Origin of the sequence: Novosphingobium sp. ZW T3_23 (assembly GCF_044987305.1) — a bacterium.
Classification (GTDB): Bacteria; Pseudomonadota; Alphaproteobacteria; order Sphingomonadales; family Sphingomonadaceae; genus Novosphingobium.
In genome coordinates this window covers 1-25,455 of the sequence record NZ_JBJDRF010000016.1, presented here as the reverse complement: position 1 = coordinate 25,455, position 25,455 = coordinate 1, and the positions used below count along the sequence as shown (strand labels likewise).

Below are 25,455 nucleotides of genomic sequence, written 5' to 3'. Positions count from 1 at the left end.
GCCGCGCCCTTTGGAGGACGAAGTTCACCGTGGATCTGCGGATCAGAACCGTGTCGAGATGCTCATCTTTACGCTGGCAGGCAAGCCCTGTGCCAGCAGGCTCGACCCGGTCGAGGCCCAATAGCGCTTGCCGGTGACGTTTTCGCCGTAAAGACGCAGGGTCGCGGCGCTGCCGGCAAGGTCGAAGCTGTAGCTCGCGCCGAGGTCGAAGGTTTCATAGCCCGGCACGAAGGCTTGGTTGAGCGCGTTCACCGCGCGGCGGCCGACATGGAACATGCCCGCCGAAACACGCAGGCCCTCGATCGCCGCTACCCGATATTCGGCGAAGATCGAGCCGGAGAATTTCGAGACGTTTTCGATCATCTTGCCGACGACGGCGGCATTGCCGGATTTCTGCGCGGCATCAAGCGTAAGCGCGCTTGCCGAGAGCGACAACCGCGGTAGCACTTCGCCCACGATGCTGAATTCCGCGCCTTCGTAGACGGCTTCGGCATCCTGCACGAACAGGTTGGCGCTGTTCAGGTAGGCCGAAGGGCGTTTGATGTGGAAATAGGCTGCCGTCATCAACACGCCCCGGATCGGCTCGATCTTGATGCCGACCTCTTTCTGCTTGCTGACGGCGGCGGGCAGGATTTCACCCGCGTTGCTCGCGATCTGCTGCGCGATCGGGCCGGGCTCCAGGCCCTCGATATAGTTCGCGTAGACGTTCGCCCAGGACACGGGCTTCACCATCAGGCCGTAGGACCAGGTGCCCGGCTTGATCTTGTAGTTAGAGGTGCGGCTGACGTCGCTGTAGTCGGTCTTGCGGTAGCCGACGGTCGCCTGGAGCCAATCGCCCAGCGATGCGCGGTCGAGGATGTAGATGCCCAGGTCTTCCGCGCGCGAAGGGTTGGCAATGATGCGCGGCGGGGCGGGCTGCTGGGGGATAGCCACCGGGTCGTAGAGGTTCTGCGCGAAGCTGTAGCGCACCGCGGTCGGCACGTTGCTATCGCGCGTATAGTAGGAAATGCCGATCAGGATATTGTGCCTGATGGGGCCGGTCTCGAACGAACCCGAGATGTCACCGCGATAGATGACGTTCTTGTAGTCGTTGCCGCGGGTCATCGCCACGGTGACGCGGCCGTCGCCGGTATCGAGATTGTAGCCGCCGAACGAGGAATAGGCACGGCTGCGCGTCAGGTAGGACTGGCCCGCGGCCAGGGAAACGCGCCAGTTCGGCGTGAAGTCGTAGTTCAGACGGGCCAGCAGGTTGGTTGCCCATCCCCGGCCCTGCATCCAGGAGGCTCCCAGGTTCTTGGACGCGGGCTGCAGGGGAGGAAGGGCGATCGTGCCGTTCACGGCGGCAGGCAGGCTGAACTCGGTGGGCTCGGTCACGGTCTTGAAGTTGTATTCGGCGTCGAGAAGCACCTCCAGCCCATCGAGCGGGCGCCAGTCGAACGCGCCTGAAAGAAAGCGCCGCGAACCGGAGCTGCGCTTGATCCCGGTCTCCACCGTCGAGGCGCCGCCATTGACGCGCAGACCGGCGGTGCCGAAATTCCGCGCGACATCGAAATTGGCGCCCAGCGATCCGTTGCTGTCGCCCTGGAAGTCGATGCGGTTGACGGGCGCGGCCTGGGGGCGCTCGGTCACCAGGTTGACGATGCCGGACGGCGTGGCAAAGCCGTAGTAGAGCCCGGCCGCACCCTTGAGCACTTCGATGCGATCCTTGCTCTCGATCGGCTGCTCGACGAGATTGACGATCGGCAGGACACCGTTCCAGCGCACATTCGTAAAGTTGCTCAGCGTGATGCCGCGGATGGCGAGATTGCTGTAGATCGCGCTGTTGATCTGGGCCTGGGTGACGCCCGGGGTGTTGCGAACCGCGTCGATCACCGAGCGGGCCTGCTGCGCCTCCAGCAGATCCTTCGTCAGGACGGCAACGGTAAGCGGCGTATCGCGCAGGCGAGCGTCCCGGAACGTCCCGGCCTGCACGAAGTCGGCGCTGAAGCTGTCACGCCGGTCCGCAGTAACGACGATGTCCTCGGCACGCGTCGCCTCGGGTTGTTCGGCTGTTTGAGCGCGAGCGACTCCCGGCAGAACGCTGACCACCGCAACACCACAAAGTGCCGCGCTCCGCAATTTTCCATGTCCCCGCATGTCGCACCCTCGCTGAATTTTGCAAGCGTGTTGCGTAAATGCGAAGCATTTGCAACTGGCGCCGGCGGGATTTTTCAGCTTTTCGACCGAAGCCGCTTTCGACGGGTTCTCCCGTGAAGGAACCAGGGACGGTCAACTCGCCAGCAGATTCCTACCTTCATGTCGGGCTTCCGCCCGCTAGCTACCGCCCCCCCGATGTCCACCGAAACGACTTGAGTTGGTCGCGACCGGCCAATGCCACCCTACCCTCGACTTGACCTGGGACATTCGCGATTGTCAGCTTCAGAGAACCAGCTTGAGGATAATCGACGTTCGCGGCGTCAGGACAGCGCTGCAAGCATTGCGACGATCTGGTCTGTCACGGCCAAAGCTGCAGGCGATTGCGTCCGGCCTTTGCGTACGATCAGCCAGATGTCGGTATCGATCGGGGCAAGGTCGGTGATGGAAAGCGGCGTCAGCAGGTTGTTCGCAAACTCATGCGCTACGAACGCTGCGCAAGTCAGCCATATGCAGTCGGTGCGAAGTACAGTGTCACGCAAGATGTGATAGTTATCGCAAACCAAAGCGCCACCTCTTCCGAACCGTCCAGTAAGTTCTACCGCGCTCGCAGAAGGGTAGTCCGCGAGATCGGCGGCCGTCAGGTTACGCCGACCTGCAAGCGGGTGGCCTGCGCGCACCGCCATGACGAGCGGAAGCGTTGCGAGATGGCGCGCCTCCGTCCCCGGCACATTGGTGATCTGCCAGTTGTTGCCGACGATCATCTCTATGCGATCGTTCAGGAGTTCGGGCATGAGGTGTTCCGGGGGACGGACGAGCGCGGTCATCTGCAAGCCCGGCCGGTTCCGCAGAAGCGCTTCTCCGAGTTCCGGCAACAACAGGCTTGCCAGCAGCGGCCCCATTCCGAAGCCGACCCGGCCGCCTTCGCCGCTGCCATAGAGCCTCAGACTGCGCTCCAGATCGGCAGAGGCCGCCAGCAGCGCGTTCGCGTGCTCGATCACCAGCGTACCGGCAGGAGTCGCGCGAACACCGCCGCGCCCGCGATCGAACAGCACTAGCCCGTACTGCTGCTCGAAGGCGGCAACGCTGCGGCTCAGCGCAGGCTGGGTGATCCGCTCTTCTTGCGCCGCGCGCGAAAAGCTCCCGGTTCGCGCGACGGCAAGGATATGGCGCAGCTTCGTGAGATCCATTGCATTACCCCTATGCATTCAAATGCGTCCTAATATGCATTGGACTACATCGCGCCACAATCCTAACCTGGCATGAAACCACGGGAGATGCTGGATGAGGTTATGGCGGTGCAAGGCAATCCTGATGGTAGCAAGCGCGCTCTGCGCAATTCAGGCGAGCGCTCAGGATCGCCGTGTCCTGCCCATGCCCACGGCTGCGTTCGACGGCACTATGGCCGAGAACGTGCTGGACGCGAGGCCCGCGAAGGCCCGCGTGGTGCAGGCACCGCAAGGCGCGCCGAACGTTTTCGTCATGATGAGTGACGATGTCGGCTTCGCAATGTCGAGTGCCTTCGGTGGGCCGGTGCCCACGCCTAATTTCGACCGGCTGTCCGCGCAGGGGCAGCGCTACAACCGCTTTCACACGACCGGCATCTGCTCGCCCAGCCGCGCCGCGCTGCTCACCGGGCGCAATCACCACGCTGCCGGTGTTGGTTGGCTGAGCGACGTGCCATCGCCTTATCCCGGCTACGGCGGGCGCATCCTGCCGGAGACGGCAACGATTGCCCAGACTCTTCGCCTCAACGGCTACAGCACGGCGATGTTCGGCAAGCACCACAACACCCCCTCGAATGAGCGCAGCGAAGCGGGGCCGTTCGACGCGTGGCCGACCGGGCTTGGGTTCGATTACTTCTACGGCTTCGTCGCTGGCGACATCGATCAGTATACGCCGACGCTGTTCCGGGGCGTTCAGCGCGTCGATCCGCCTGAGGCCGGCGGCACCCGGCTACTTGATGCCCGCCTTGCGGACGATGTCATCCGCTGGGTCCACAACCAGAAGGCGGGCGCGCCTGGAAAGCCGTTCTTTGCCTATCTCGCGCCGGGATCGACGCACGCGCCGCATCAGGCGCCGCCTGAGTACATCACTCGCTTCAAGGGCAAGTTCGACAAGGGCTGGGATATTGTGCGCGAGGAGACATGGCGCCGCCAGCTCGCGATGGGTATTATCCCGAAAGGCACCCGGTTGACCCCGCGCCCCGCAGAGATACCCTCGTGGAACAGTCTGAGCTCCGCGCAAAAGGCCTTCGCCGCCCGCACCATGGAGGTCGCTGCGGCGCAGCTGGTTTTCCAGGACGAACAGATCGGACGGGTGATCGCCGAACTCGATCGCATGGGCGAGCTGGAAAATACGGTCGTAGCGATGATCCTCGGCGATAACGGTGCCAGCGCCGAGGCGGGGCCGAAGGGTACGATCAACGAATTGCGCGGCATGGGCCGCCACGACGAGGATCCCGCCTGGCTCGAGGCGAACATCGAAAAGCTGGGCGGGCCGGACACTTACGAGAGCTATCCTGCCGGGTGGACCTGGGCGATGAACACGCCGCTGCGCTGGACCAAGCAGTATGCATCGTTCCTTGGCGGTATCCGCAACGGAATGATCCTTTCGTGGAAAGGGCATGTCGCTCATCCCGGCGCGATCTGCGACCAGTTCTCGCACCTCAACGATCTGGCGCCGACGTTCCTCGACGCTGCGGGGCTGCCGGCGCCTGATATGGTGTTGGGCGCAAAGCAGAAGCCCATCGACGGTACGAGCCTGTTGCCCAGTCTTGCCAGTTGCGAGGGCGCGAAGCCGCGCACCCAGTATTTCGAGATAGGCGGCAAGGTTGGCCTCTACCATGATGGGTGGTTCCTCTCCGGTGACGATGGGCGCTTGGCCTGGGAAAACCTTCCGCCCGGCGGCACCCGACCCGAGATGCAGTGGACGCTCTACGACCTGAGCCGGGACTTCTCGCAGGCCAATGACCTGTCGGCGAAGGAGCCAGCGCGGCTCGCGGCAATGCAGGCGCTTTGGAAGCAGGAAGCGCAGCGCAACAACGTCTTCCCGCTCGACCACCGCTTCGCCATGGCGCGCGGTGCGGCGACGCTTGGGAGCAACGGGCCGAAGCACTTCGACTTCTGGGGCAAGGACGTCAGCATCCCGACTCCAAGCGGACCGATGCCGATACTGCGCTCGTTCACTTTGACGGCAGATCTCAAGCTTGATACCGCAGCTGCTTCGGGGGTCGTGACCGCGTATGGCAGCAAGTTCGGGGGATGGAGCCTCTATCTCGATCAGGGGCGTCCCGCGTTCATTGGCGCGCGCTCGACCGATCCCAAGGAGATCACCCGTGTCGTTGCAGACCGCAAGTTGCCAAAGGGCGCGAGCAAGCTGACGATGCGTTTCGCGGTCGAGAAGATCGCTGGCCCCGCTATCGTCACGCTCAGTGTGGACCGCAAGGAGTTTGCGAGGGTACAACTTCCTACCAGCATGCTGCTCGCGGCAGGTAATGGCGAAACGCTAGATATAGGCCGCGACTTAGGGGTGCCGGTGACCGATTACGTCACGCCGCATGGCGCGATCGAGGGTAATATCCCTCACGTCAGCATCGTCTTCGACTGAGAGTGGTTGTCCCTTCGAGCAACTGTCCGCGCCAGGTCGTGATCTGATTAGGGTGCAGGTCATAGTCCGCCCGATCGCGAAGCTGCCTTCTCTGGCCGATGACTCGATGGAGGAAGCAATGCCTGCGAAGAAGTCCGACACGGGTCAGTTCCGGCAGAGTGTGGAATCGTAAGTTAGCTTGACCGGAAGAGGAACGCCGAGGTCAAGTTGTTGCGCCATCTGACTTTATCGACAACGCGCGATCTGGGCAATCTTGGCTACCCCGGAGAGGGAAAGCCGACGGGCTGTACCTGAGAACATGAAGCCGCTGCTGAACGAATGGGAAGGCTAGTGGCAGCAGCCGACACTGCCCGCCTGCACGGTCCCTCCCGTTCCCATTCTTCCCTTATGACATGATGTGAGAAAATGTGCCTATTGCGGCATAACCGCGGCCGCACTTTGATTGACTGTGATTTCAAGATTGAAAAATGATGATAATCAAAGTCATTGCCTCGCTTAGGCCGAGAAGTTCGGTAGCGAGTTGGCACGGATTCTGTCGAACATATGGTTGCATTAAACTCCAAATTTCGAGCGGTACTACTCAGCAATGGATTGCTGCTTTTTGCGGGAAGCAGGGTGTTCGCGCAGGAGGTGCCACCAGTTAATCCGGGGGACATCGTGGTGCGCAACCAGTTGCCGCCTACGGAGGTGGAACCGCTCCGCCGCTTCGATCCGCAGGACTTACGGGCGATGGGCATTTCGAGCATTGCTGATATGATCCAGCGTCTGGGGGCACAACTCAAAGGTCCCGATGGCGCGGAGCCCGTTTACGCCATCAATGGGCGGCGGCCCCTGGATACCAACGAGGTCAATACCCTTCCTTTTGACGGCATCCAGACGATTGAATTGCTTCCGCAGGAAGCCGCACCGCGGCTTGGCTATCCGCCGAACCAGCCCGTACTGAATTTTACGACCAAGGCCAAATTCCAGGGCTTCGAGGCCATGGCCAGCGGGCAGACCAGCACGGATGGCGGCGGCGGAATGGCCGACAGCAGCTTTGGCATGACGCGCTTGCGCGGCAAGAGCCGCTTGAGCATCACGGCCTATGTCACGCAGCAGGCCGAGCTGCGGCAGGAAGACCGACGGATCAGTCCCGACCCCGCCATTCCTTTCGACATTGTCGGTAATGTGACCGGAATCGGGGGCGCCGAGATCGATCCTCGGCTCAGCGAACTAGCCGGAACGGCGGTTTCCATTGCCGCCATCCCGCAGGCGTCCGATGCACGCGGAACACTTGCAGCCTATCTGCCGGGCGCCAACCGGCCGAACATAACCGACCTCGGCCCCTATCGCAGCCTGCGCCCTCGCCAGCGCAGGACAAAGTTGTCGGGCTTCCTGAGCCGTCCTCTTGGTGACAACATAACGGGCATGCTGAGTTTTTCAGGCGAACGCAGTCGAAACTGGTCGCGGCAGGGGCTCGCCACCGCCTCGATCCTTGTACCCGCCGCCAATGCGACTTCGCCCTTCCGCGCCGACGTGATCGTGAACCGTTACCTGAAGGAACTGCCGGTGCTTGAGCAGACAGGAAGCGATGACATCCTTCACGCGGGTGCCGGATTGGTTGGATCGATGGGGGGCTGGAACTGGACGCTGCGCCTCAACCACGACGTGGTTCGAAATCGCATCCAGAGCGACCTCGGGTTCGACGCAACCGCAGTACAGCAAGCGGTCAGCATGGGCGGCAACGCCTTCGCGCCGATCGGTTCTGCCGAGGCCGGGGCGGTCCTCAGGGATCGTGCGCGATCGACCGTGCGGACCAGCGAAGCCCAGCTTGTAGTGAACGGCATACCCGTAACCTTGCCCGCAGGGCCGCTAACCCTGACAACCACATTGAGCGGGCTCCGATCCGGGACGGACAGCACCTCGCTGTCGTTTCCCGATGCGAATGTCTCGCTGGGCCGCGATCAAGGAGGTGGCAGTGTAACCGCAAGCATTCCCATTGCCTCTGCGGCGTATGAAGTGCTGCCGTTCCTGGGCCGTCTCTCGGTCGATATTTCCGGCGGCGCGAACAGGGTGAGCCGCCATGGCACCCTGCTGAACGGGCATGTCGGACTTAACTGGGGCCCTGCGAAAAAAGTGCAGTTTCTAGCGACGCTGAAACATGCCGAGTCTGCACCCGTTCTCGCGTTCATCGGCGCGCCGCGCATTACAACCCCCAACACGCCCTTTGTCGATCTGGTTTCAGGCGAGAGCCTTTTCGTCACCTCGATATCGGGTGGAAACCCTGATCTTCTGGCCGAACGGCAGCGTACACTGACCCTGACCGCCAATCTGCAGCCCCTCAAGACGGACGCGGTGCGCACGAGCCTGATCTACGAAGACGCCACGATCCACGACCAGTCTTCCAGCGTCTCCGTTCTGACCCCGGCGATCGCCGCAGCCTTTCCGGATCGCTTCGTACGCGATGACACGGGGAAACTCGTGATCGTCGACCTCAGTCCGGTCAACCTGTTCCGCGAGCGCCAACGAACGCTGAAGGCGAGCCTCTCTTACAATGGCCCACTCGGTACGCCACCGCAGGCCCCGGCGCAGGGTGCGCCGCCTAAAGTCATCTATCTCAACGCCTCACTGACGCCGACGCTGAAGCTGGAAGACCGGCTTTGGCTCGGCCCGGGCACAGTCCCGCTCGACCTCCTCGACGGAGATAACATCACCGCCAGCGGCGGACGATCCCGCTGGGACGTGCAGGCCGATCTCAGCCTGTTTCGAGACGGGCTGGGCGTCTACCTCCAGTCGGTTTGGCATTCCGGCAGTCGCGCGCGCAATCCGGTGCCCGCCGCCGACCTGTCCTTCGCCCCACTCGGAACGACAAATCTGACAGTCTTCACCGACCTTGAGCGCTTGTTGCCAAACGAAGGCTGGGCGAAGAAACTGATGATCGACATCATGGTGCAAAACATAGCCAACAGCCGGCCCCGCGTGCGGGACAGGATAGGTGCGACGCCCGTTGCCTACCAGCCCGCCTACCTTGACCCGCTGGGCAGAGCTGTCACCCTACGCATGTTCAAGCGGTTTTGATCTATGCGCAGAACCGGACGGTCCTCGCCTGGGGAGTGAAAAACGTCGACTGAGCGTTTGTTTAGGTCGTCTTCGATGGGCAAGGCCTGGAAACGAAGCTGCCGTTCGCGCGCATACGAAGTAGCGGCGGGTATCAGCCGCGACCTGCCGGGAACGCCGCTGCTCTGCTCCCGCCAACGAAGCGGTCACTTGCGGGAAGGCTCGATCCCAGCAAGCCCCTCATATTTTCAGCCTCCAAGCAAGACATGCTGGATCTGGATCAAGCTGCCGGAAATTTGACATCTGACCTCTCCAGGGTTCACTTCCTGGGATCTTCAGCCATCGACCCATGGTTTCCTGCTTTGCGCAAAAATTTCGACGACCTAACCCGCCTGCGGCTGCTCAAGCTCATCCGCCGCCAGAGCGGCATTTCGCGAACCGAGCTTGCGGATCGGGCCGGACTGACAAAAAGCACCGTCACCGCGATTGTAGGCGAAATGATCGAGGCGGGCCTGATCGAGGAAAACGTGGTTCCGGCAGTCGGTCGCGGTCGCCCCAGGATCAGCCTGTCCATCGCAAAAGATCGAGCTCACGCCCTCGCCGTCTTTCCGCTTCCCGACGGCACGGCTTCCATCGATATCGTAAATCTTCAGGGTGAGCGGCTGTTCTCCTCCACTTCGGCGCTGGGCGACCTTACCGACCTCGTCAGCCTACCTGCGCGGCTGACGAGTTGCATTGAGGCTGCCGTTGCGGCGTCGAAGCTGGACCGCACATCGATCGGCGGCGTTGGAGTGGTAATTCCGGGGCATGTGGATCGCCATGAAGGTGTGATCCACTGGCTGCCACCCGCCGCGCCCCACGTCCCGATGCCGTTGGGAGGCAAACTATCGAAGTTGCTGGGCTTGCCCGTCACTCTCGAAAACCGCGCAAGCATTCTCGCCCGGGCGGAACACTGGTTCGGAGAGGATGGCGGTCAGGACGACTTTACCCTCATTGCGCTCATGGAGCTTGGAATGGGCGCCGCTCGCTATGCCGGAGGAACGCTACAAAGCGGTTTTCACGGGATGAACAGCGAGTTCGGCCACGTCAAAGTGGCCTTCGAAGGCGGACGAGCCTGTCACTGCGGAGGCACGGGATGCCTCGTCACCTATGCCAGTGCAATCGGCATCGTGACGTCTACGGGCCTCGCGGGCGACCTTCCCCGCGATGCCGCCGCCTTCTCCGCTTCATTCGACCGGACGGTGGAGGATGCGCTGCGGGGAAAGACGGCAGCAGTCGCCGCATTCGACCTGGCCGGAAAAGCGCTTGGCACCGCCATCGCGAGCCACGTCAACGAGCAGGATCCGGGCCGGGTGGTCGTCCAGACCCTGCATCCGCACCACGGTGTGCTGATGGAGCCTGCCTTGCGGAAAGCCGTCTCCTCGCAGATTCTGCCGTCCCTTTTGGAGCGGACCAGCATCCGTCTGCAACCGGTTGACGAGGACGATATATGGAAGGGGTCGGCCAGCCTGGCGCTGGAACGGATCTACACCGGCTGAGCCAGAAGCTGGGTTTTCTCCCGATGATAGATTTAGTTCATTGACCGAATTATATCTACTGAATAGGTTGAGAATGTAGGGACGGCCTGCCGGCGCTTGTTTGACGAGCAGATGTGCAGGGCCACCCGGCATCCGAGGCGACCACGCCAGGACTGCGTCAAACGTAATCGCAGGAGAGAAGATGGGGCAATTCGCGCCTTGGAGACGGCTGTCGGCCGCACTCAACTGACCATTTGATAGCCACCGCTCCGGCTTGAACTTCCGGGCGGGTTTCTTCGGCATTTGCCGCCTCGCGAAACCTTGGTGACGCGAAGAGCGAAGCTTTGCCCGATCCAGACAGATATGAAGGACTTCCAGCGTGGACAACCGATCCAGGTTTTCAAGGCACCGTCTCACTGCCATTTCGCTTTTCCTCGGTTCTGCGCTGTGCGGGAGCGGTGCGCAGGCGCAATCGCGCGAGGAGATTCCGGGTGAAATCGTCGTAACCTCGCAGAAGCGCACCGAACGCTTGCAGGACGTGCCGCTCGCGGTCACCGCTCTGTCGGGTGACGCTCTGGCTTCGCGTCAGATCAACGATACCAATGCCCTCGCCAACGCGATCCCGTCGCTGACCTATACCCAGAACAACAACGTCTCCAATTCCACTTTCCGGATCCGCGGTATCGGTACCTCGCTGTTCAACCAGGGATCGGAATCCTCGGTGTCGACTGTGGTCGACGGCGTGGTTCTTGCGCGGCAGGCACAGGGCTTCGTCGACCTTGCCGATATCGAACGCGTGGAAGTGCTGCGCGGGCCGCAAGGCACCCTGTTCGGCAAGAATGCCACCGGCGGCGTGATCAGCGTGGTCACTGCTCGCCCGACCGAGGAGTGGACGGGCCGCGCCGAGGCGACCATCGCCGAGCAGGACGAGTACCGCGTGAAAGGCACCATTTCCGGCCCGCTTTCGGATAGTCTCCGCGCCCGGCTGAGCGGTTTCTACAACGATGTCGGCGGCCACATCGACAACGTGGCGAACGGCAAGGACAAGAACGGCTTCAGGAGCTGGGGCCTGCGCGGCAAGCTCGACTGGGACGCAACGGAGCGCCTGAACCTGTTGCTGACCGCCGACTACCGCAAGACCGATGCCGATTGCTGCCAGCCGCAATACCTCCAGGTTGCCACGCCGCTACTCGCCTCGCTGATCGGACCGGTCGTCGCCGGGCGGCACAATAGACAGGTCAACATCGATACGCCCTCCTTCAACGATACCCGGCAGTGGATCGTCTCGCTCGAAGGCAATCTCGAACTGGGCGATCATACCCTGACATCCGTGACGGCCTGGCAGAAGTTCGACTTCGACAACAACGTGGATGTCGACGGGCTTCCCTACGACGGCCCGCTGCTGCTGCCCTACGGCCAGAGCAAGTACCTCCTCAACGGCGGACCGGCCGGTGTTCGCCAGTTCACCCAGGAACTGCGCCTCACCTCCCCCGAACATCGCCCGCTGACTTACGTGCTCGGCCTCTATTACCTCGACCTCGACCTGACCCGAGGCTTTCGCCGCCGCCTTCAATCCTGCGCCGGCGGCACGACGACAGTCGGCGCCGTGTGCCCGGCCGTCACCAACCTCTCGACTTGGCACGAGGCTTCCGGAGAGACCCGGCAGTGGGCCGCGTTCGGCCAGGCCGAATGGAATGTCATCGACCGTCTTTCGCTCATCGGCGGGTGGCGCCTCCAGCGTGAAACCGTGCGCTATGCGGGCAACCGCCCCGGCTCGGCGCTGGTCAGCGGCGACACCCCGCTCATGGCCGCCTCGATCGGCGATGGATCCACCGCAGATACCGACCTGTCGGGCAAGATCGGCCTGCAATATCGCTTCTCGCCGGACGCACAGGCCTATGTAACCTGGACGCGGGGCTATAAGGGCGCCGCCTATGATCTTGAGGTAAGCGCAGATTTCGCGAACCAACGCCCGGTTCGGCCCGAAACGGTCAAGGCATGGGAAGCGGGCGTCAAACTTGACTTGTTCGATCGTTTGCTGACCGTGAACACGGCGCTCTTCTACGCCGATTACACCGATCTCCAGGTTCAGGCTGCCCAGACCGATCCCGTCACCAACACCACTAGCTTCGTGCCGACCAACGCCGGCAGCGCCCGGACCAAAGGCGTCGAGATCGAGTTTACCGCGCGTCCTCTGCGCGGACTGACGCTCAGCGGCGGTGGAACCTATCTCGATGCCAGCGTCGATGTCGATGGGCTCAGCTGCCCGCTATACGCTCAGGGTTCCGCGGCGGTTCGCACCGACAGCCCCGCCAACCAGTGCTATCGCACGGGCACAGGCGCCACCCCCTTCCTCAACGTGCGCGACGGACGCATTCCCAATTCGCCCAAGTGGCGCGGAACGGCAACCCTGCGCTATGAGAGCGACATCGCCGGGACCGATTTCGCGGCCTTCGGCCAGCTCTCCGGCAACGCCCAGTCCAGGATCCAGTTCGCCCTCGAACAGGACCGCGACCTTGTGCAAGGCGCCTATGCCACCTTCGACCTCAGCCTCGGGCTGCGGCGGCAGGACGGCCGCTACGGGGTGACGCTGTTCGCACGCAACCTGACGAACCAGCATTTCGTCAACGGCATGGGCCGTGCCTCGGTCCTCACCAATGCCGCCAATCCCTACAATCTGACCGGCTTCATCCCGAAGGACGCCGACCGCTACTTCGGCGCGACCTTCACGTTCAGCTATTGAGGAGTAAGGGCATGACCCGGATTTCCCGCAGAAAACTGCTTTCCTCCAGTGCGGCAGCGGCGGCCGCCGGCCTGGCCGCGAAAGTGCAGGCGATCCCCGCCGATCGCGCGCGCCCCAATATCCTCTGGCTGGTCAGCGAGGACAACAACCCCTTCATCGGGGCCTACGGCGACAAGCTTGCCCATACTCCGACCCTGGACCGGATGGCGCAGCAGGGCGTGCTCTACCGCAATGTCTACTCCAATGCGCCGGTATGCGCCCCTTCCCGGTTCGGCATCATCACCGGTGTCCACCCCGAGAGCGCAGGGCCCGCCCACAACATGCGAGCCGTGGCAAAACTTCCGCCGCTGCTCTCCGGATTTCCGGAGTATCTGCGGGCAGAGGGATATTACTGCACCAATAACGCGAAGACGGACTACAACTCCGACCTCGATCCGGCACGTATCTGGAATGCTTCCAGCAAGGACGCGCATTGGCGGAATCGTCCCGGAAATGCGCCCTTTTTCGCGGTATTCAACACTGAAACCACGCATGAATCGAGGATCTTCCAGCCGCTGGACGGCCGGGTGAAGCCGCAGGACATCCGTCTGCCTGCCTATCTCCCCGACACCCCCGGCATCCGGCAGGACTTCGCGACCTACTACAACCGCATGGAGGCGATGGACGGCGAGATCGCGGCGCGGCTCGCGGAACTCGACGCGGCGGGCCTGACCGAAGATACGATCGTCTTCTACTACTCCGACAATGGCGGCGTCCTGCCGCGCAGCAAGCGCTACTGCTACGATGAAGGCCTGCGCTGCGCCATGATCGTGCATTTTCCGGAAAAATGGCGCCATCTCGCTCCCGGTGCGCCGGGCCGCGAGGTACGCGCGCCGGTGACGTTCATCGACCTTGCCCCCACGGTTCTGTCACTTGCCGGGATCGCCAAGCCCGCGCACATGCAGGGGTCGGCCTTCCTCGGCCCCTATGCGGCCAAGCCCAAGCGGTATGCCTTCGGTATGCGCAACCGCATGGATGAGCGCTACGACATGTCACGCACCGTCACGGACGGCCGTTATCGCTACATCCGCAATTATTCGCCGCACCGTCCCTGGGGACAGCACGGCCAGTTCCAATGGGTCGCCAAGGGCTATCAGGATTGGGAAGCAGCGCATCTTGCCGGCACGCTGAACCCGGTTCAGGAACTCTACTGGCAGCGCAAGCCGTTCGAGCAGTTCTTCGATCTCGAAAGCGATCGCGATCAGGTGGTCAACCTCATCGATGTGCCGGCGCATCGCGCCAGGATCGAAGGGATGCGCCGCGCCCTGGACGCGCACATAGTCGAAGTGAACGACAACGGCTTCATACCTGAAGGCGCGGAGCCCGAAGGTTACCTGCAAAGCCGCCTGCCAGGTGCCTACCCTCTTCCCCGGATAATGGAGGTGGCGGCCTTGGCCGCGAAAGGCGATCCATCCAATCTGGAAGCGCTGCGAGCGCACCTGACGAACGAGAACGCCATCGTTCGATACTGGGCTGCGCAGGGCCTGCTGATCCTCGGTCAAGCCGCTCGCCCAGCCCAAGCAGACGTTATCCAGCGGATGAATTCCGATCCTTCCGATCATGTACGCATCGCGCTCGCCGAACTTGCGGCCGGTTTCGCAAACGACAGTGCGCCGGTTCACCTCCTGGGCAAGCTTCTCGCGGAACACCCAAACCCGCGCGTCCGCCTCCAGGCGATCAACGCACTCACCTACCTGGGCGCCAGGGCAAACCTCGTCCGGCCCGCGATCGATGAAGCGGCGGCGGCGCAGGACGACGAGTATCTCAAGGCTTCCGGCCGATATCTTCAGTTCGTTCTTGATGGAACGTACACACCGGCATCACCGGTGCTCGATATCGACGCCTTCATGAAGCGGATGCAATCGGCACGGTAAGTAGTACGTTTGGGCAGTAGTGCAGCAAAACCCAGCGGGGAAACTCCTGCTGATTTCCGGACGAGGGCCAGTTTCATTCGGAGCGGACGATTGATCTCTGGCGCCCCGCTTTCGGCTGAAGTCAAGACTGGTGCGCTGATAGCTGCCGTTCGATGAGGTGTGGGTGGAACGACCTAAATTTGTCATGAGTTGCCTTACCTGACCGTCCCCACCTGAGCGTTAGATTTTAACGTATGAACGGTGACAAAGGTCGTCTGCGATGGGCAAGGCCTGGGACAAAGCAGTGGTTCCGGGCCGAGCCTATAGCGTCAGCTTTCGCGCAATTAGGGCCATCGAGTGGACCAGGGGCTTAGCATTGAAAGCCGGCAGGTGGCTTTCAAGTTCTTAATCCGGAAAGCGGCAGCAGCAGACGGAGAGTGCAGACGCTACCACCTGGGACGAATGCCACCGTCGATTGCCTGGAATTGGCCATTCCCGTCTGCTGATGAAGCGCTGCGTCGTGCTGTCAAATAGTGCGTGGATCGATCACGGTGCGAATGGGCGCGAGCGGGCTGGACATGCGGGCGACGGCATCGGACACTCCGCTCAGGCCAATGCGTTCACCGATCCAGGGGCATACGTCGATCCGGCCATCGGCGATGGATCGCAGTGCAAGCTCCATATCCTGCCCTTCCTCACCACCGGCGAAGTGGACGGTCAACCGTTTGTTCTGCGCGGCGAAGACATAGAATTGCTCCTGCTCCATGCAATACCCGCCCATCACGATCCGCGCTTCAAAGGCGCAGGCCGCGATGATTTCGGGCAATAGGCCAGGCAGGCCGACATTCTCATAAATCAGGTTGGCGCGGCGGTTGCCGAGATCGGGCAGCGGCGCATAAGGGGAAAGTTCGCGAGGATCGACCACGATGTCAGCGCCCACGCGTATAGCCATCTCGCGCCGCCCTGCGTGAAAGTCGGCGGCGATGATTGGACCGATACCCATCAGCTTGAGTCCAGCGATGACGCCCAGCCCGATGGCGCCGCAGCCGACAACGAGCGGGATGTCGTCTTTTGAAGGCCTCCCTCGACGCGCGTGCTCCAGCCCCACGGCAAGCGGCTCGGTCATAGCCGCCATGTCGTCATCGAGTTCGGAGGGAACCTCGATCAGGGTCGCTTCGTCGAGCAACATCAGTTCGCCCCATCCCCCCGGACAATCGTGGCTGAAGCCGATCACCGCATGGGCGCCCTGCTGGCGCATCACCGGCAAGGATACGACCCGCCGCCCCGGCTTTACAGTGCGCTGGCTGCCGGGTCCGTAGTCGATCACTTCGCCTACATATTCGTGGCCGGGCACGAACGGCCGGCTGAAGTCGAGCCCTGCATAGGGGCCGCCGAAACGCCTCGACAGGTCGATGACGTTCTGGCCCGAATGCAGGAAATGCTGCTCGGACGCGCACATCCCGCAGCTGTGCGTGCGGACGAGGGCCTGCCCCGTGGCGGGAACGGGGTCTTGCACATCGGCGACGCGCACCGCGCCATTTTCGATGACCGCAGCCTTCATGATCTCTTACTCCATTCCGGACAGCAGGCGATCGGCCGCCTCGGGATATCGGCGCAGGACGTCGTACGAAGGATCGGTACGATCGCGGCGAGCCCGTTCATGGCGCTGCATTTCGGAAACCTCCCGCACTTCGTCGAAATCGCGGATCGTCAGACGCTTCACCAGTCCCCAGCGACCGGCGCGCTTTTCCCATTGGTCGATATAGCGGTTCCAGATCGTCATCTGCCGCAGCACGCCGTCACGCTCGATCCGCAGCGATGCGGTGCAATAAGCCTCGCTCCCGGCACGGTCGCCATCCAGCTCGAGCACGATGTTCGAGACCTGATGCGAATGGTGGAGCGTGTGACGATGCTGCGTGCAGATCAGATCGATCACGCCCTTGCCTGGCCCCTGATAGACGTCGGCACCGTAATCCGCCCAACCGTCCTCGTGCCAGATCGAATGGCCCAGCGGCACATCCAGCCGATCGACCGAGCGGCAATAGCGGTAGATCAGATCGGTGATGGCGGTACGATCGGCCAGCGCCAAGAGAGCGGCAGCCGTGCTCAATTGCCGGTTCCGTAGAGCTGGGCGGTGACCCTGCTTACCGCAACCACGCGCGCGCGCCGTTCCGCCGCCGATTGAGGAGACATTCCGGGCTGGTCGTCCGCCTGCCCGACGTTGTGGATCGGCCCATGCGGTAGCCGTTCCAGTCCAAGACGAGCAACGGCCTCCGCACTCCAGACATCCGCGGGCATATCCATGCCCTTATCGGCCAGAAACCGGCGGAATTCGGGCGTATCGGTTCTGCCCAGCACCAGGGTCAGAACATCGACGCCATGCGGTTGCAAATCCGCCCACAAACCTTCGGCGAACCCCAGCATGAAGGCCTTGCTGCCGCTGTACGGCCCCATCGTGGCAGCACCGCCGTAGCAGGCGCCGGAATTGACAAGCAGAATGCCGCCTCGGCCCCGAACGCGCATCGACCTGGCGAAATGGTGGCAGACCGCCAGTGTCGTCACGACATTGCGTTGGATAAGCTCCAGCCATGCGGCAAGCTGCACGTCGAGAAAAGGCTTGCCGTTCGGATCACCGCCGGCGTTGCAGATGAGCAGGCCCACTTCGCGATCGCCGACCACCGCCACGATCCGCTCCAACGCATCGCCGAGAGCCAGATCGACTGCCGCGCTGATGCACTCGACCCCGTAGTCCCGGGCGATCTCTGCCTTCAGCTGTTCGAGCGGCGCCTCGCGCCGGGCGATAAGGACAGAGGGTATGCCCTCTGTCGCGAGCTGCCGCGCGAACTCGCGCCCGGTTCCCTCAGACGCACCCAGAACCAATGCCCAGGGCCCATACCGCTCCACCCAGCTCATCGTCTCTCCCCTTATCGCTTTTGCCGAAATCTAACTGGCAGCGTGATATACCGCCAATACAATTCCGGCGTTCAAGATATAACAGATCAGAATATCATGAGGAGACGGCCTTGGAACTCAGGCAACTGCGCTACTTTGCTAGGATCGCCCAGGACGGCTCACTGACAAAGGCGGCCGGGGTACTCGGCATAGCGCAGCCGGCGCTCAGTCGGCAGATGCGGATGCTCGAACAGGAACTGGGGATCGCCTTGTTCCGGCGTACGGCGCGCGGGATGAACCTGACGGATGCTGGCGAGAATCTACTCGCCTCGATTGCCGGGCCCCTCCACGACATCGACCTCGCAACGCGCAATATCAGGACGCCAGGCGACCGGATAGAGGGGGAGTTCACTATCGGCATGCCGCCGGGCCTCGGTGAAGTATTCGGCCGCCCTTTCGTGCATTCGGTAAAGCGGAATTACCCTGAGATCCGGCTACGCATCGTCGAGGGGAATACCGGGAGCCTTCAGGATTGGCTGGTCCGGGCGGTGATAGACTTCGCGGTTCTTGAAGAGCAGGCAGCAGATGCCCGCCTTTCACTGCGATGCGTGCGCGAGGAACCGCTGATGCTCTTCGCGCGGGATTCCGGACCTGAGCGCGAACCGCTGGATTTCGCAGAAGCGTCGAAGCTGCCTTTGATCCTGCCCTCCCATCATCTCGGCATACGCAGGACTATCAATGCCGCAGCCATCGCCGCAGGCCTTGCAGTGAACCCGACGATCGAGATCGACGATCCTCACCTTGCGCTGAGACTCGTCGAGGACGACTTGGGCTGCGCGATCCTGCCGACATGCCTCTTCGCGCTGGCGGAGGGTCATGGCAGGTTGTCGGGGCGGGCTTTTTCCGACCCCAAACTCAAATATCGGCTGTTTCTAAGCTTTCGAGATCAAGCGCGCTTTCATCAGGGGCGCGCGGAAAATTGCGTTGCCGACTTGCTTGCTGCCGCGATCGGACATCATGCTCCTGAACCCGAATGACGTCGCCAGGATCGCGCGAATGTCACGCGGGCAAGCCAGTGTCCGTGAGGTATGTCCCCCCAGAGCCTCGACGGGGAGCGGACGTGATTAGGTTGTAATACCCCCGAAGCAGCCTACATTGCCTTTTGCAAATCTATCGCAATAAGGAAGCCTTGATGGCAAAGCCGATGCCGCGCACGATGACCGTCCTCTCCAGGCGGTCGGTATCACCGTCAATGATCAGAGTGACTCTGGGCGGTGAGGGCTTGGTGGACTATCCGCGCTGTCAGGAGGGCGGCTACGTCAAGCTGATGTTGCCGCCTGCGCCGGGTCTAACCAAACCCACCGTGCGAACCTACACGATCCGCGCACAGCGAGAGGGCGAAATCGATGTCGATTTCGCTCTTCATGGTGTTGCGGCTGGTGTTTCGGGACCGGCGACGCGATGGGCCACGACGGTGGCGCTTGGCGATACGATCGAGGTGGGCGGCCCGGGGCCGGCGAAGCCGCTTCCCGAGGGGTTCGACTGTTACCTAATAGCAGGGGATATGACCGCGATCCCCGCCATCACAGTCAATTTGGAGGCGCTTGACCGCGGCGCGAAAGGTTATGCCGTCATAGAGATTCAGCGCGAAGAAGACAGAATAGGCATGGACGCGCCCGACGGCATCGAGGTCCAGTGGCTGGTCAATCCGGCACCGGGTAAGGAGCCGCACCTTCTAGTCGAGGCGCTTCGCGCGAAAGGCAGACCTGCAGGTCGTGTATATGGCTGGGCGGCAAGCGAATTCTCCGCGATGCGGTTGATGCGAACCTATCTGCGCGAAGAAATGAATCTGAGCCCGACGGAACTCTACATCTCGAGCTACTGGAAGCTGGGTCTTGACGAGGAAAACCATAAGATCATCAAGCGCGAGGACGCCGAGGCAACGGCCGTTATCTAAGCCTGCCACGAGTACGCGGCTTGGCGGTAGCGTGATTGCAGTGCGGGACGGGCAGGGCCTATATGGCTCTCGCATGTATCCACCTGACAGACATCGCCTCGAGTGGAAGCGAGTGCCGGAAAGACAAAAAGAGGCGGCCAGATGACCGCCTCTTTTTCCTTCAATACTTGAAGCCAAAGCTCAGGAAGAAACTGCGCCCTGGTTCCGGGAAGCCATCGGTGAGCACGTAATAATCATCGAACAGGTTGCGTACGCCCGCGCCCACTTCGACGCCTTCCCTCAGCGCGTAGTTCACCGTGAGATTGGCCTGCACATAGCTGCCGGTACGGTAATAGCGGGAACCGTCCGTGCTTACCGTCCAGCGGTTCGACGCGATATCGGCGTTTGGCAGCACGTGCAGCCCTTCGAACGGCGACCAGTCGGCCCAGACGAAGGCTTTGTGCGTGGGCACGCCGGTCGGCTGGAACGCGCTATTGGTGGGATCGTCCAGATCGCGGTGGGTGTAGGTATAATTGCCGCCCAGGCTGAGCGTGGGCGCGACGCGTGCGGTAAGCGCGATTTCGCCGCCATAGTAGTTGCCGCTGCCGAGGTTGCGGCTCTGGGTGACCGCCTGACCCTGATAAAGCGTGGGGAAGGCGACGATCACGTTATCGAGATGCGAATAGAAGGCGGTGGCCTCGGCATGGAGCGGGCCGAAGTCGCGCGTGCCGCCGATCTCGTAATTGGTCGCGCGCTCGGCCTTGAGGTTCGGATTAGACGTGGCGCCGCCGAAGCGCGAACTGAAGCGCTCGAAAATGGTCGGGAACCGCGCGCGCGAGGAAATGCTGGCGTGCAGGCTGGTCTGCGCATCGGCGCTCCAGACCAGTTGCGCCTGTCCGTTCAGCGCCTGTCCGTTGTGCAGCGCATATTCGATCAGCGCTCCGCTGGCATAGTCCTCCGCCCGCGAGAGGTCGCGCCAGTCGAAGCTGGCACCGGCCGTGAAGGCCAGTGCCGGCGTCAGGTCGAGCCTATTCTCGGCAGCGATGCTGTAGATTTCCTCGACGCTGGTTTGCCTGGGCTCGGTGTCTCCCGAGGGGAAGGCCTGCTGCCATTCGACATGCTTGTCGCGCCGGTAATGCGCCGCGATGCTCAGCCGGTCGATATCGCTCACCGCAACGTCGAGCTGCGCCGAACCGCCCCAGGCGGTGTCGGCATAATAACTGTTGAAGGCGCGTCCCTTGGTCTGGGTAGTCTGGCTGGCATCGTCGAAGGCGCGCAGCAGGTTGTCGAACCCGTTGCGGTAGATGCGGGTCTTGAGTGTAGCCCGGTCCCCCAGTGCGGTGGTCGAGAGGAAATAAATGCTGTCGATGTTCCAGTAGGGCCACGACCAGTTGCGCTGCGACGATGGCAGGTCGGTAACATGGAGCGGCGCGTTCTTCGAGCCTTCCTGCCGGGTGTAGCTGAGGGAGTATTCGTCGGTCGCATTCGGAGTGAAGCCCAGCTTGGCGTTCACTCGCCAGTCGGCGGTGCGCGAGAAATCGCGATGGCCGCCGTCCTCGGCCGATCCAGCAGTCGGTTCATAGCTGCCGGGAAGATCCCAGTGATCGGTGAAATTCCGGGTATAGCTGGCCTGCGCGTACCACATGTCCTGCTTCGTCCCGAGCAGGGCGAAGACGTTGTAGCCGGTGTACTCGCCTTTGCGCCCGAGATTCAGGGTGCCCCGCGCTTGCGCTTCGATCGGCTCGCTCGGCTTGCGGGTCACGAGGTTGATGGCGCCGCCCATCGCTCCCGGTCCGTCGAGCACAGAGGCATAGCCCTTGGCCACCTGCACCTGGGCGATGTCGGAGGTGAGGAACCGGCCATAGTCGAGCCGCCCGTCGGCAGGCAGGTAGACGCGGATGCCGTCGATCGAGAGGGGCACCTGGTAACGGTCGAAGCCGCGCACGTTTATCAGCCGCTCGTTGCGCGAACCGCCGCTGTTCGATGACGAGACGCCCGGCATCAGGTTCACCGCGTCGTCCAGACTGTTGCGCTGGAACAGCGTCATAGCCTCGGCATCGAGCGTGGAGGAGGTGATCGAAGGCTCACCCGGCGCCGGTGCGGTAACGATGATCTGGCCGAGCGTGAAAGCATTGCCGCGCTGCCTGTCCTGATCGGCGGGTACATCGGACTGGGCAAAGGCGGGGCAGGCAAGGACGCAGGAAAGAGTAACCGCACAGACGGAGGCGAAACGCATGAAAAAAGCCCTCATGTTTTGTGCTGTCGCCGTTTGGGCGATTCGCTATATCCATTCGTATATAGCTTTTTGTGCAATGCAAAAGCGTGAGCAAATGGGGCTTCCAGTGATCGGACGAGAAATGAAGGGTTTCAAAGGAAGGCTGGTTTTGGCCGCTCTGCTGATGTTGACGCCGGCCGGCGTCGTGCTGGCACAGGAGATGCCCGTGCCGGGCTCGGCCTCCTCCGCCAAGGTGCCCGTGGCCTGTCGGGCCACGCCGCCCGCGCTTCCCGCCGAGTTGAGCGGCTGGTATCGACGCGTGCCCTTGGCTGCCGGACAGGACGCAGGCGCGGCAGCACGGCTGACGCCGGGTAAGGCGGTGGATGGCATGCTCAGCCCCACGCCGGAAGTCCGCTATGCCCAGCGCCCTGAAAAGCCCGGCGGATCGGTGAGTTTCGGCGGCATCTACACTTTCACCGTATCGGCGGCAGGGCACTACCGGGTGGCGCTCGGCTCGGCGGCGTGGATCGACGTGATCAGGGCCGGCGATGCGACCACAGGGCTGACTTCGATCGCGCACGGCCATGGGCCGGACTGTTCGGGCATTCGCAAGATGGTCGATTTCGCGCTCGAACCGGGAGACTATATCCTGCAGATCTCGGCCAATGCCGAAGCGAAGCTGCCGCTGCTCGTCACCCGCCTGCCTTGAGGCCTCGATGCGAAATACGGTAACGGGGGCCGCAACCGGAGTGCTGCTGATCGTCACTGCGGTTTCGGGGTTTATGGCGGTTTCCCGCGCGGAGACGCAGCCGTCCGAATACGTGAAGGCCGCTCGTATCGAACTTGGTCGTCGGCTGTTCTACGACGCCGACCTTTCGATCAACGGCACCATGTCCTGCGCGACCTGCCACGAGCAGCACCACGGTTTCGCCGACGGCAACCGCACCCATCCCGGCGCGCTCGACGATCCAGGGCGGCGCAACGTGCCCACGCTCGCCAATGTCGGCGATTTCCCGCAGCTGACGTGGGCAGATCCGCGCCTCACCAGTCTTGAAGCGCAAGTGGCGGTGCCGATGTTCGGCCAGCATCCGGTGGAAATGGCCATGAACGGGCACGAGGCGGAGATCGCGCGCCGCCTCGGCCGTGATCCCTGTTACCGCACGCAGTTCGCGCAGGCCTTTCCAGGAAGCGACGGCACCATCGACTATCCCAAGGTCGCCCGCGCCCTTGCCGCCTTCGAGCGCGCGCTCGTCTCGCGTGGCAGCGACTGGGACAAGTCCGCGCTTGGAGATCACGCCCGGAAGGGCGCCAGGATCTTCAAGCGCAACTGTGCGGCATGCCACAGCGGGGTGAACCTCACCGACTCTCGTTACCACCGCATTGGTGCTGTGCCGCCGCCCAATGCCCATGATCCGGGCCTGGCCGAAGTCACCGGCCGCATTCGCGACCGCGGCCGCTTCCGAACGCCCAGTTTGCGCAACGTGTCCGTCAGTGGGCCATACCTGCACGATGGCTCTGCGCCCTCTTTAGACGCAGCTATCGCGGCGCACACTCGGATCGCGCTTTCGGTAGCCGACCGCAGCGCGGTGACAGCTTTCCTCGCCAGCTTGACCGATCAGGTCTTCCTGACGAACCCGGCATTCTCACTGCCACGATCGGCTTGCGGGAAAGCGCTGTAAAACTGCAGGGTCAGAGATGCTGCGGTATCGCGATGGCCATCGATGCTTTCCGGAATCTGCCGGCGTACCGAGACGACAGCCATGTTTCTGACCGAGCGATTTAGCTTGAGATCATGCTGTGCTCGGCAGAGGGACTTCGGCTGCTGGGATTGGCTCAGGGCCTGTTCGTTAGACAACGCAAGACCGAGCTATAAGCGAACGACGCACCAGGCCGGCACACGATCCATCTGGACAGCAGCCGTTTTAGTACGATAGCAGGGCGTACAAACGGGGGTGTATCATTTCAATTCGTCGACTGCTGGTCGTGGCGATGCTGGCGGGCATCGCGACCAGCGCGGGCGCGCAGGACCAGGGGGCCCTGACCGTGCCGGTTTCCGCGCCTGACCATCTCTCGGCCGCGCAAGTGTTTGCGCTGGCCGGGCGGGCGCGTGATCGCGGCGATTTCGCCACTGCCGAGATTGCCTATCGCGCCCTGACGCAGGATGTCGACCTTGAGGTGCGCACCGAGGCGCGCTTTCGCCTTGGCCTGATGCTGGCCGACGATATGCGGCGTTACGGCGATGCCGCGCTCGAATTCCGCCGCATCCTCGATGATAAGCCGGGAGCCGCGCGCGTGCGTCTCGAACTGGCGCGGATGCAGGCGATGCTCGGCAACATGGCGGCGGCCCGCAAGGAACTGCGCGCGGCGCAGGCCGCCGGGCTGCCTTCCGCAGTGGAGCAGTTGGTGCGCTTCTACTCGCGCGCGCTCAATGCCCGAAAACCGCTGGGCGGCTCGGTCGAGGTCGCGCTGGCGCCGGACAGCAACATCAACCGGGCCACGCGGTCCGATACGCTGGGCACCGTGATCGGCGACTTCTCGCTCGACGAGGATGCCCGCGCGAAGTCGGGCGTGGGCCTTGCCCTGCAGGGACAGGGCTACTTTCGCCTCGGCATCGAACCCGGAGCCGACCTGCTGGTGCGCGCCTCCACCGGCGCGACGCTCTACCGCGAGGGGGACTTCAACGACATCACCGTGGCGATCCAGGCCGGGCCGCAATACACCTGGGGCAGCAACCAGCTGACCTTCTCGGCGGGCCCTGCGCGGCGCTGGTTCGGGGGGCATCTGTTCAGCACCACGATCGGCGGCGGCGTCAGCTGGCAGCGGCCGGTGGGCAAGCGCGGGCAAGTGCGGCTCGACGGCAACATCGCCCACGTCACCAACCGACGCAATGCCCTGCAGACGGCGGACGACTTCACGCTCTCGGCCAACTTCGACCGCGCCTTCAGCGCGCGCTTCGGCGGCGGCGTGCAGGCTTTCGGCTTCCGCGAGGCGGCGCGCGATCCGGGATACTCGCTGGCGATGGGCGGAACCTCGGCCTATCTGTTCCGCGAAATGGGCCGCACGACGCTGGTGGGCACGCTGGGCTACAGCCACCTGGAAGCGGACGCGCGCCTGTTCCTCTACCCGAACCGCCGGGTCGAGGACCGCTACAGCGCCAGCATCGCGGCAACCTTGCGGGCGCTGCATCTGGGCAGCTTCGCACCGCTGGTGCGCCTTAAATGGGAGCGCAACCGCTCCTCTATCGAGATCTACGACTATCGCCGCGTCGTCGCCGAGTTTGGCGTCACTTCGGCATTCTAAAGGGGGGAACGGTTCATGAGTTCAATTTCGGCTGCACGCAATTCTGCTATCGTTTCGCTGACCGCGCTGAGCCTCGCGCTGGCCGCTTGCGGCGGCGGAGGCGGCAGCACCAACAGCACGCCCGCACCCCCGCCGACGCCAAGCCCTTCGCCTACCCCGACGCCAACTCCCCAGTCTACGCC

General features: G+C 62.9%; 16 protein-coding genes. 10 read left to right on the top strand and 6 right to left on the bottom strand.

Annotated elements, in window-relative coordinates:
• Nucleotides 1–42: 42 nt before the first annotated feature.
• Together ACI3K3_RS10870 and ACI3K3_RS10865 are read right to left on the bottom strand one after the other, a co-directional pair.
• A complete protein-coding gene (locus ACI3K3_RS10870) occupies nucleotides 43–2,088 on the bottom strand; it encodes a TonB-dependent siderophore receptor (protein WP_404913602.1) in 2,046 nt (681 codons plus the stop codon).
• Nucleotides 2,089–2,456: 368 nt separating this feature from the next.
• Nucleotides 2,457–3,323: a LysR family transcriptional regulator gene (locus ACI3K3_RS10865; protein WP_404913601.1), complete on the bottom strand. Its 867-nt coding sequence runs from the start codon at nucleotides 3,321–3,323 to the stop codon at nucleotides 2,457–2,459.
• 124 nt (nucleotides 3,324–3,447) lie between these two features.
• Here ACI3K3_RS10865 and ACI3K3_RS10860 point away from each other — a divergent pair, with 124 nt between their 5' ends.
• From ACI3K3_RS10860 to ACI3K3_RS10840, 5 genes are all read left to right on the top strand, one after another.
• On the top strand, nucleotides 3,448–5,742 hold the full coding sequence (locus tag ACI3K3_RS10860) for an arylsulfatase (RefSeq protein WP_404913600.1): 2,295 nt from the start codon (nucleotides 3,448–3,450) through the stop codon (nucleotides 5,740–5,742).
• Nucleotides 5,743–6,357: 615 nt separating this feature from the next.
• Entirely contained in the window at nucleotides 6,358–8,799 is a 2,442-nt protein-coding gene (locus ACI3K3_RS10855; protein ID WP_404913599.1) for a hypothetical protein, read from the top strand.
• Nucleotides 8,800–9,140: 341 nt separating this feature from the next.
• Nucleotides 9,141–10,316 (top strand): ROK family protein, encoded by a 1,176-nt coding sequence (locus tag ACI3K3_RS10850; RefSeq protein ID WP_404913598.1) that lies wholly within the window; start codon nucleotides 9,141–9,143, stop codon nucleotides 10,314–10,316.
• Nucleotides 10,317–10,674: 358 nt separating this feature from the next.
• Nucleotides 10,675–13,038, top strand: a complete 2,364-nt coding sequence (locus tag ACI3K3_RS10845; protein WP_404913597.1) for a TonB-dependent receptor — start codon at nucleotides 10,675–10,677, stop codon at nucleotides 13,036–13,038.
• A gap of 11 nt (nucleotides 13,039–13,049) precedes the next feature.
• On the top strand, nucleotides 13,050–14,951 hold the full coding sequence (locus tag ACI3K3_RS10840) for a sulfatase-like hydrolase/transferase (RefSeq protein ID WP_404913596.1): 1,902 nt from the start codon (nucleotides 13,050–13,052) through the stop codon (nucleotides 14,949–14,951).
• Nucleotides 14,952–15,456: 505 nt separating this feature from the next.
• On the opposite strand, the gene ACI3K3_RS10835 is transcribed toward ACI3K3_RS10840, so the two are convergent.
• The 3 genes from ACI3K3_RS10835 to ACI3K3_RS10825 are packed head-to-tail and all read right to left on the bottom strand — an operon-like array spanning nucleotide 15,457 to nucleotide 17,843.
• Nucleotides 15,457–16,491, bottom strand: coding sequence for a zinc-binding dehydrogenase (locus ACI3K3_RS10835; protein ID WP_404913595.1), 1,035 nt, complete (start codon nucleotides 16,489–16,491; stop codon nucleotides 15,457–15,459).
• A 6-nt stretch (nucleotides 16,492–16,497) separates the two neighbouring features.
• Nucleotides 16,498–17,040 carry a nuclear transport factor 2 family protein gene (locus ACI3K3_RS10830; protein ID WP_404913594.1) on the bottom strand — a complete coding sequence of 181 codons (543 nt, stop codon included), beginning with the start codon at nucleotides 17,038–17,040 and terminating at the stop codon, nucleotides 16,498–16,500.
• Nucleotides 17,037–17,843 (bottom strand): SDR family NAD(P)-dependent oxidoreductase, encoded by an 807-nt coding sequence (locus tag ACI3K3_RS10825; RefSeq protein WP_404913593.1) that lies wholly within the window; start codon nucleotides 17,841–17,843, stop codon nucleotides 17,037–17,039. Before ACI3K3_RS10825 ends, ACI3K3_RS10830 begins: the two co-directional genes overlap by 4 nt.
• A 110-nt stretch (nucleotides 17,844–17,953) precedes the next feature.
• Between ACI3K3_RS10825 and ACI3K3_RS10820 the strand changes: the two genes are divergently transcribed.
• A complete protein-coding gene (locus ACI3K3_RS10820) occupies nucleotides 17,954–18,859 on the top strand; it encodes a LysR family transcriptional regulator (RefSeq protein ID WP_404913592.1) in 906 nt (301 codons plus the stop codon).
• 155 nt (nucleotides 18,860–19,014) lie between these two features.
• A complete protein-coding gene (locus tag ACI3K3_RS10815; RefSeq protein WP_404913591.1) occupies nucleotides 19,015–19,779 on the top strand; it encodes a siderophore-interacting protein in 765 nt (254 codons plus the stop codon).
• 160 nt (nucleotides 19,780–19,939) lie between these two features.
• On the opposite strand, the gene ACI3K3_RS10810 is transcribed toward ACI3K3_RS10815, so the two are convergent.
• Nucleotides 19,940–21,994 (bottom strand): TonB-dependent receptor plug domain-containing protein, encoded by a 2,055-nt coding sequence (locus ACI3K3_RS10810; RefSeq protein ID WP_404913590.1) that lies wholly within the window; start codon nucleotides 21,992–21,994, stop codon nucleotides 19,940–19,942.
• A 121-nt stretch (nucleotides 21,995–22,115) separates the two neighbouring features.
• On the opposite strand from ACI3K3_RS10810, the gene ACI3K3_RS10805 reads away from it, so the two are divergent.
• From ACI3K3_RS10805 to ACI3K3_RS10795, 3 genes are all read left to right on the top strand, one after another.
• Nucleotides 22,116–22,682 carry a hypothetical protein gene (locus ACI3K3_RS10805; RefSeq protein ID WP_404913589.1) on the top strand — a complete coding sequence of 189 codons (567 nt, stop codon included), beginning with the start codon at nucleotides 22,116–22,118 and terminating at the stop codon, nucleotides 22,680–22,682.
• A gap of 7 nt (nucleotides 22,683–22,689) precedes the next feature.
• Nucleotides 22,690–23,652 carry a cytochrome-c peroxidase gene (locus ACI3K3_RS10800; RefSeq protein ID WP_404913588.1) on the top strand — a complete coding sequence of 321 codons (963 nt, stop codon included), beginning with the start codon at nucleotides 22,690–22,692 and terminating at the stop codon, nucleotides 23,650–23,652.
• Nucleotides 23,653–23,962: 310 nt separating this feature from the next.
• Nucleotides 23,963–25,273: a surface lipoprotein assembly modifier gene (locus tag ACI3K3_RS10795; protein WP_404913690.1), complete on the top strand. Its 1,311-nt coding sequence runs from the start codon at nucleotides 23,963–23,965 to the stop codon at nucleotides 25,271–25,273.
• Nucleotides 25,274–25,455 lie beyond the last annotated feature (182 nt).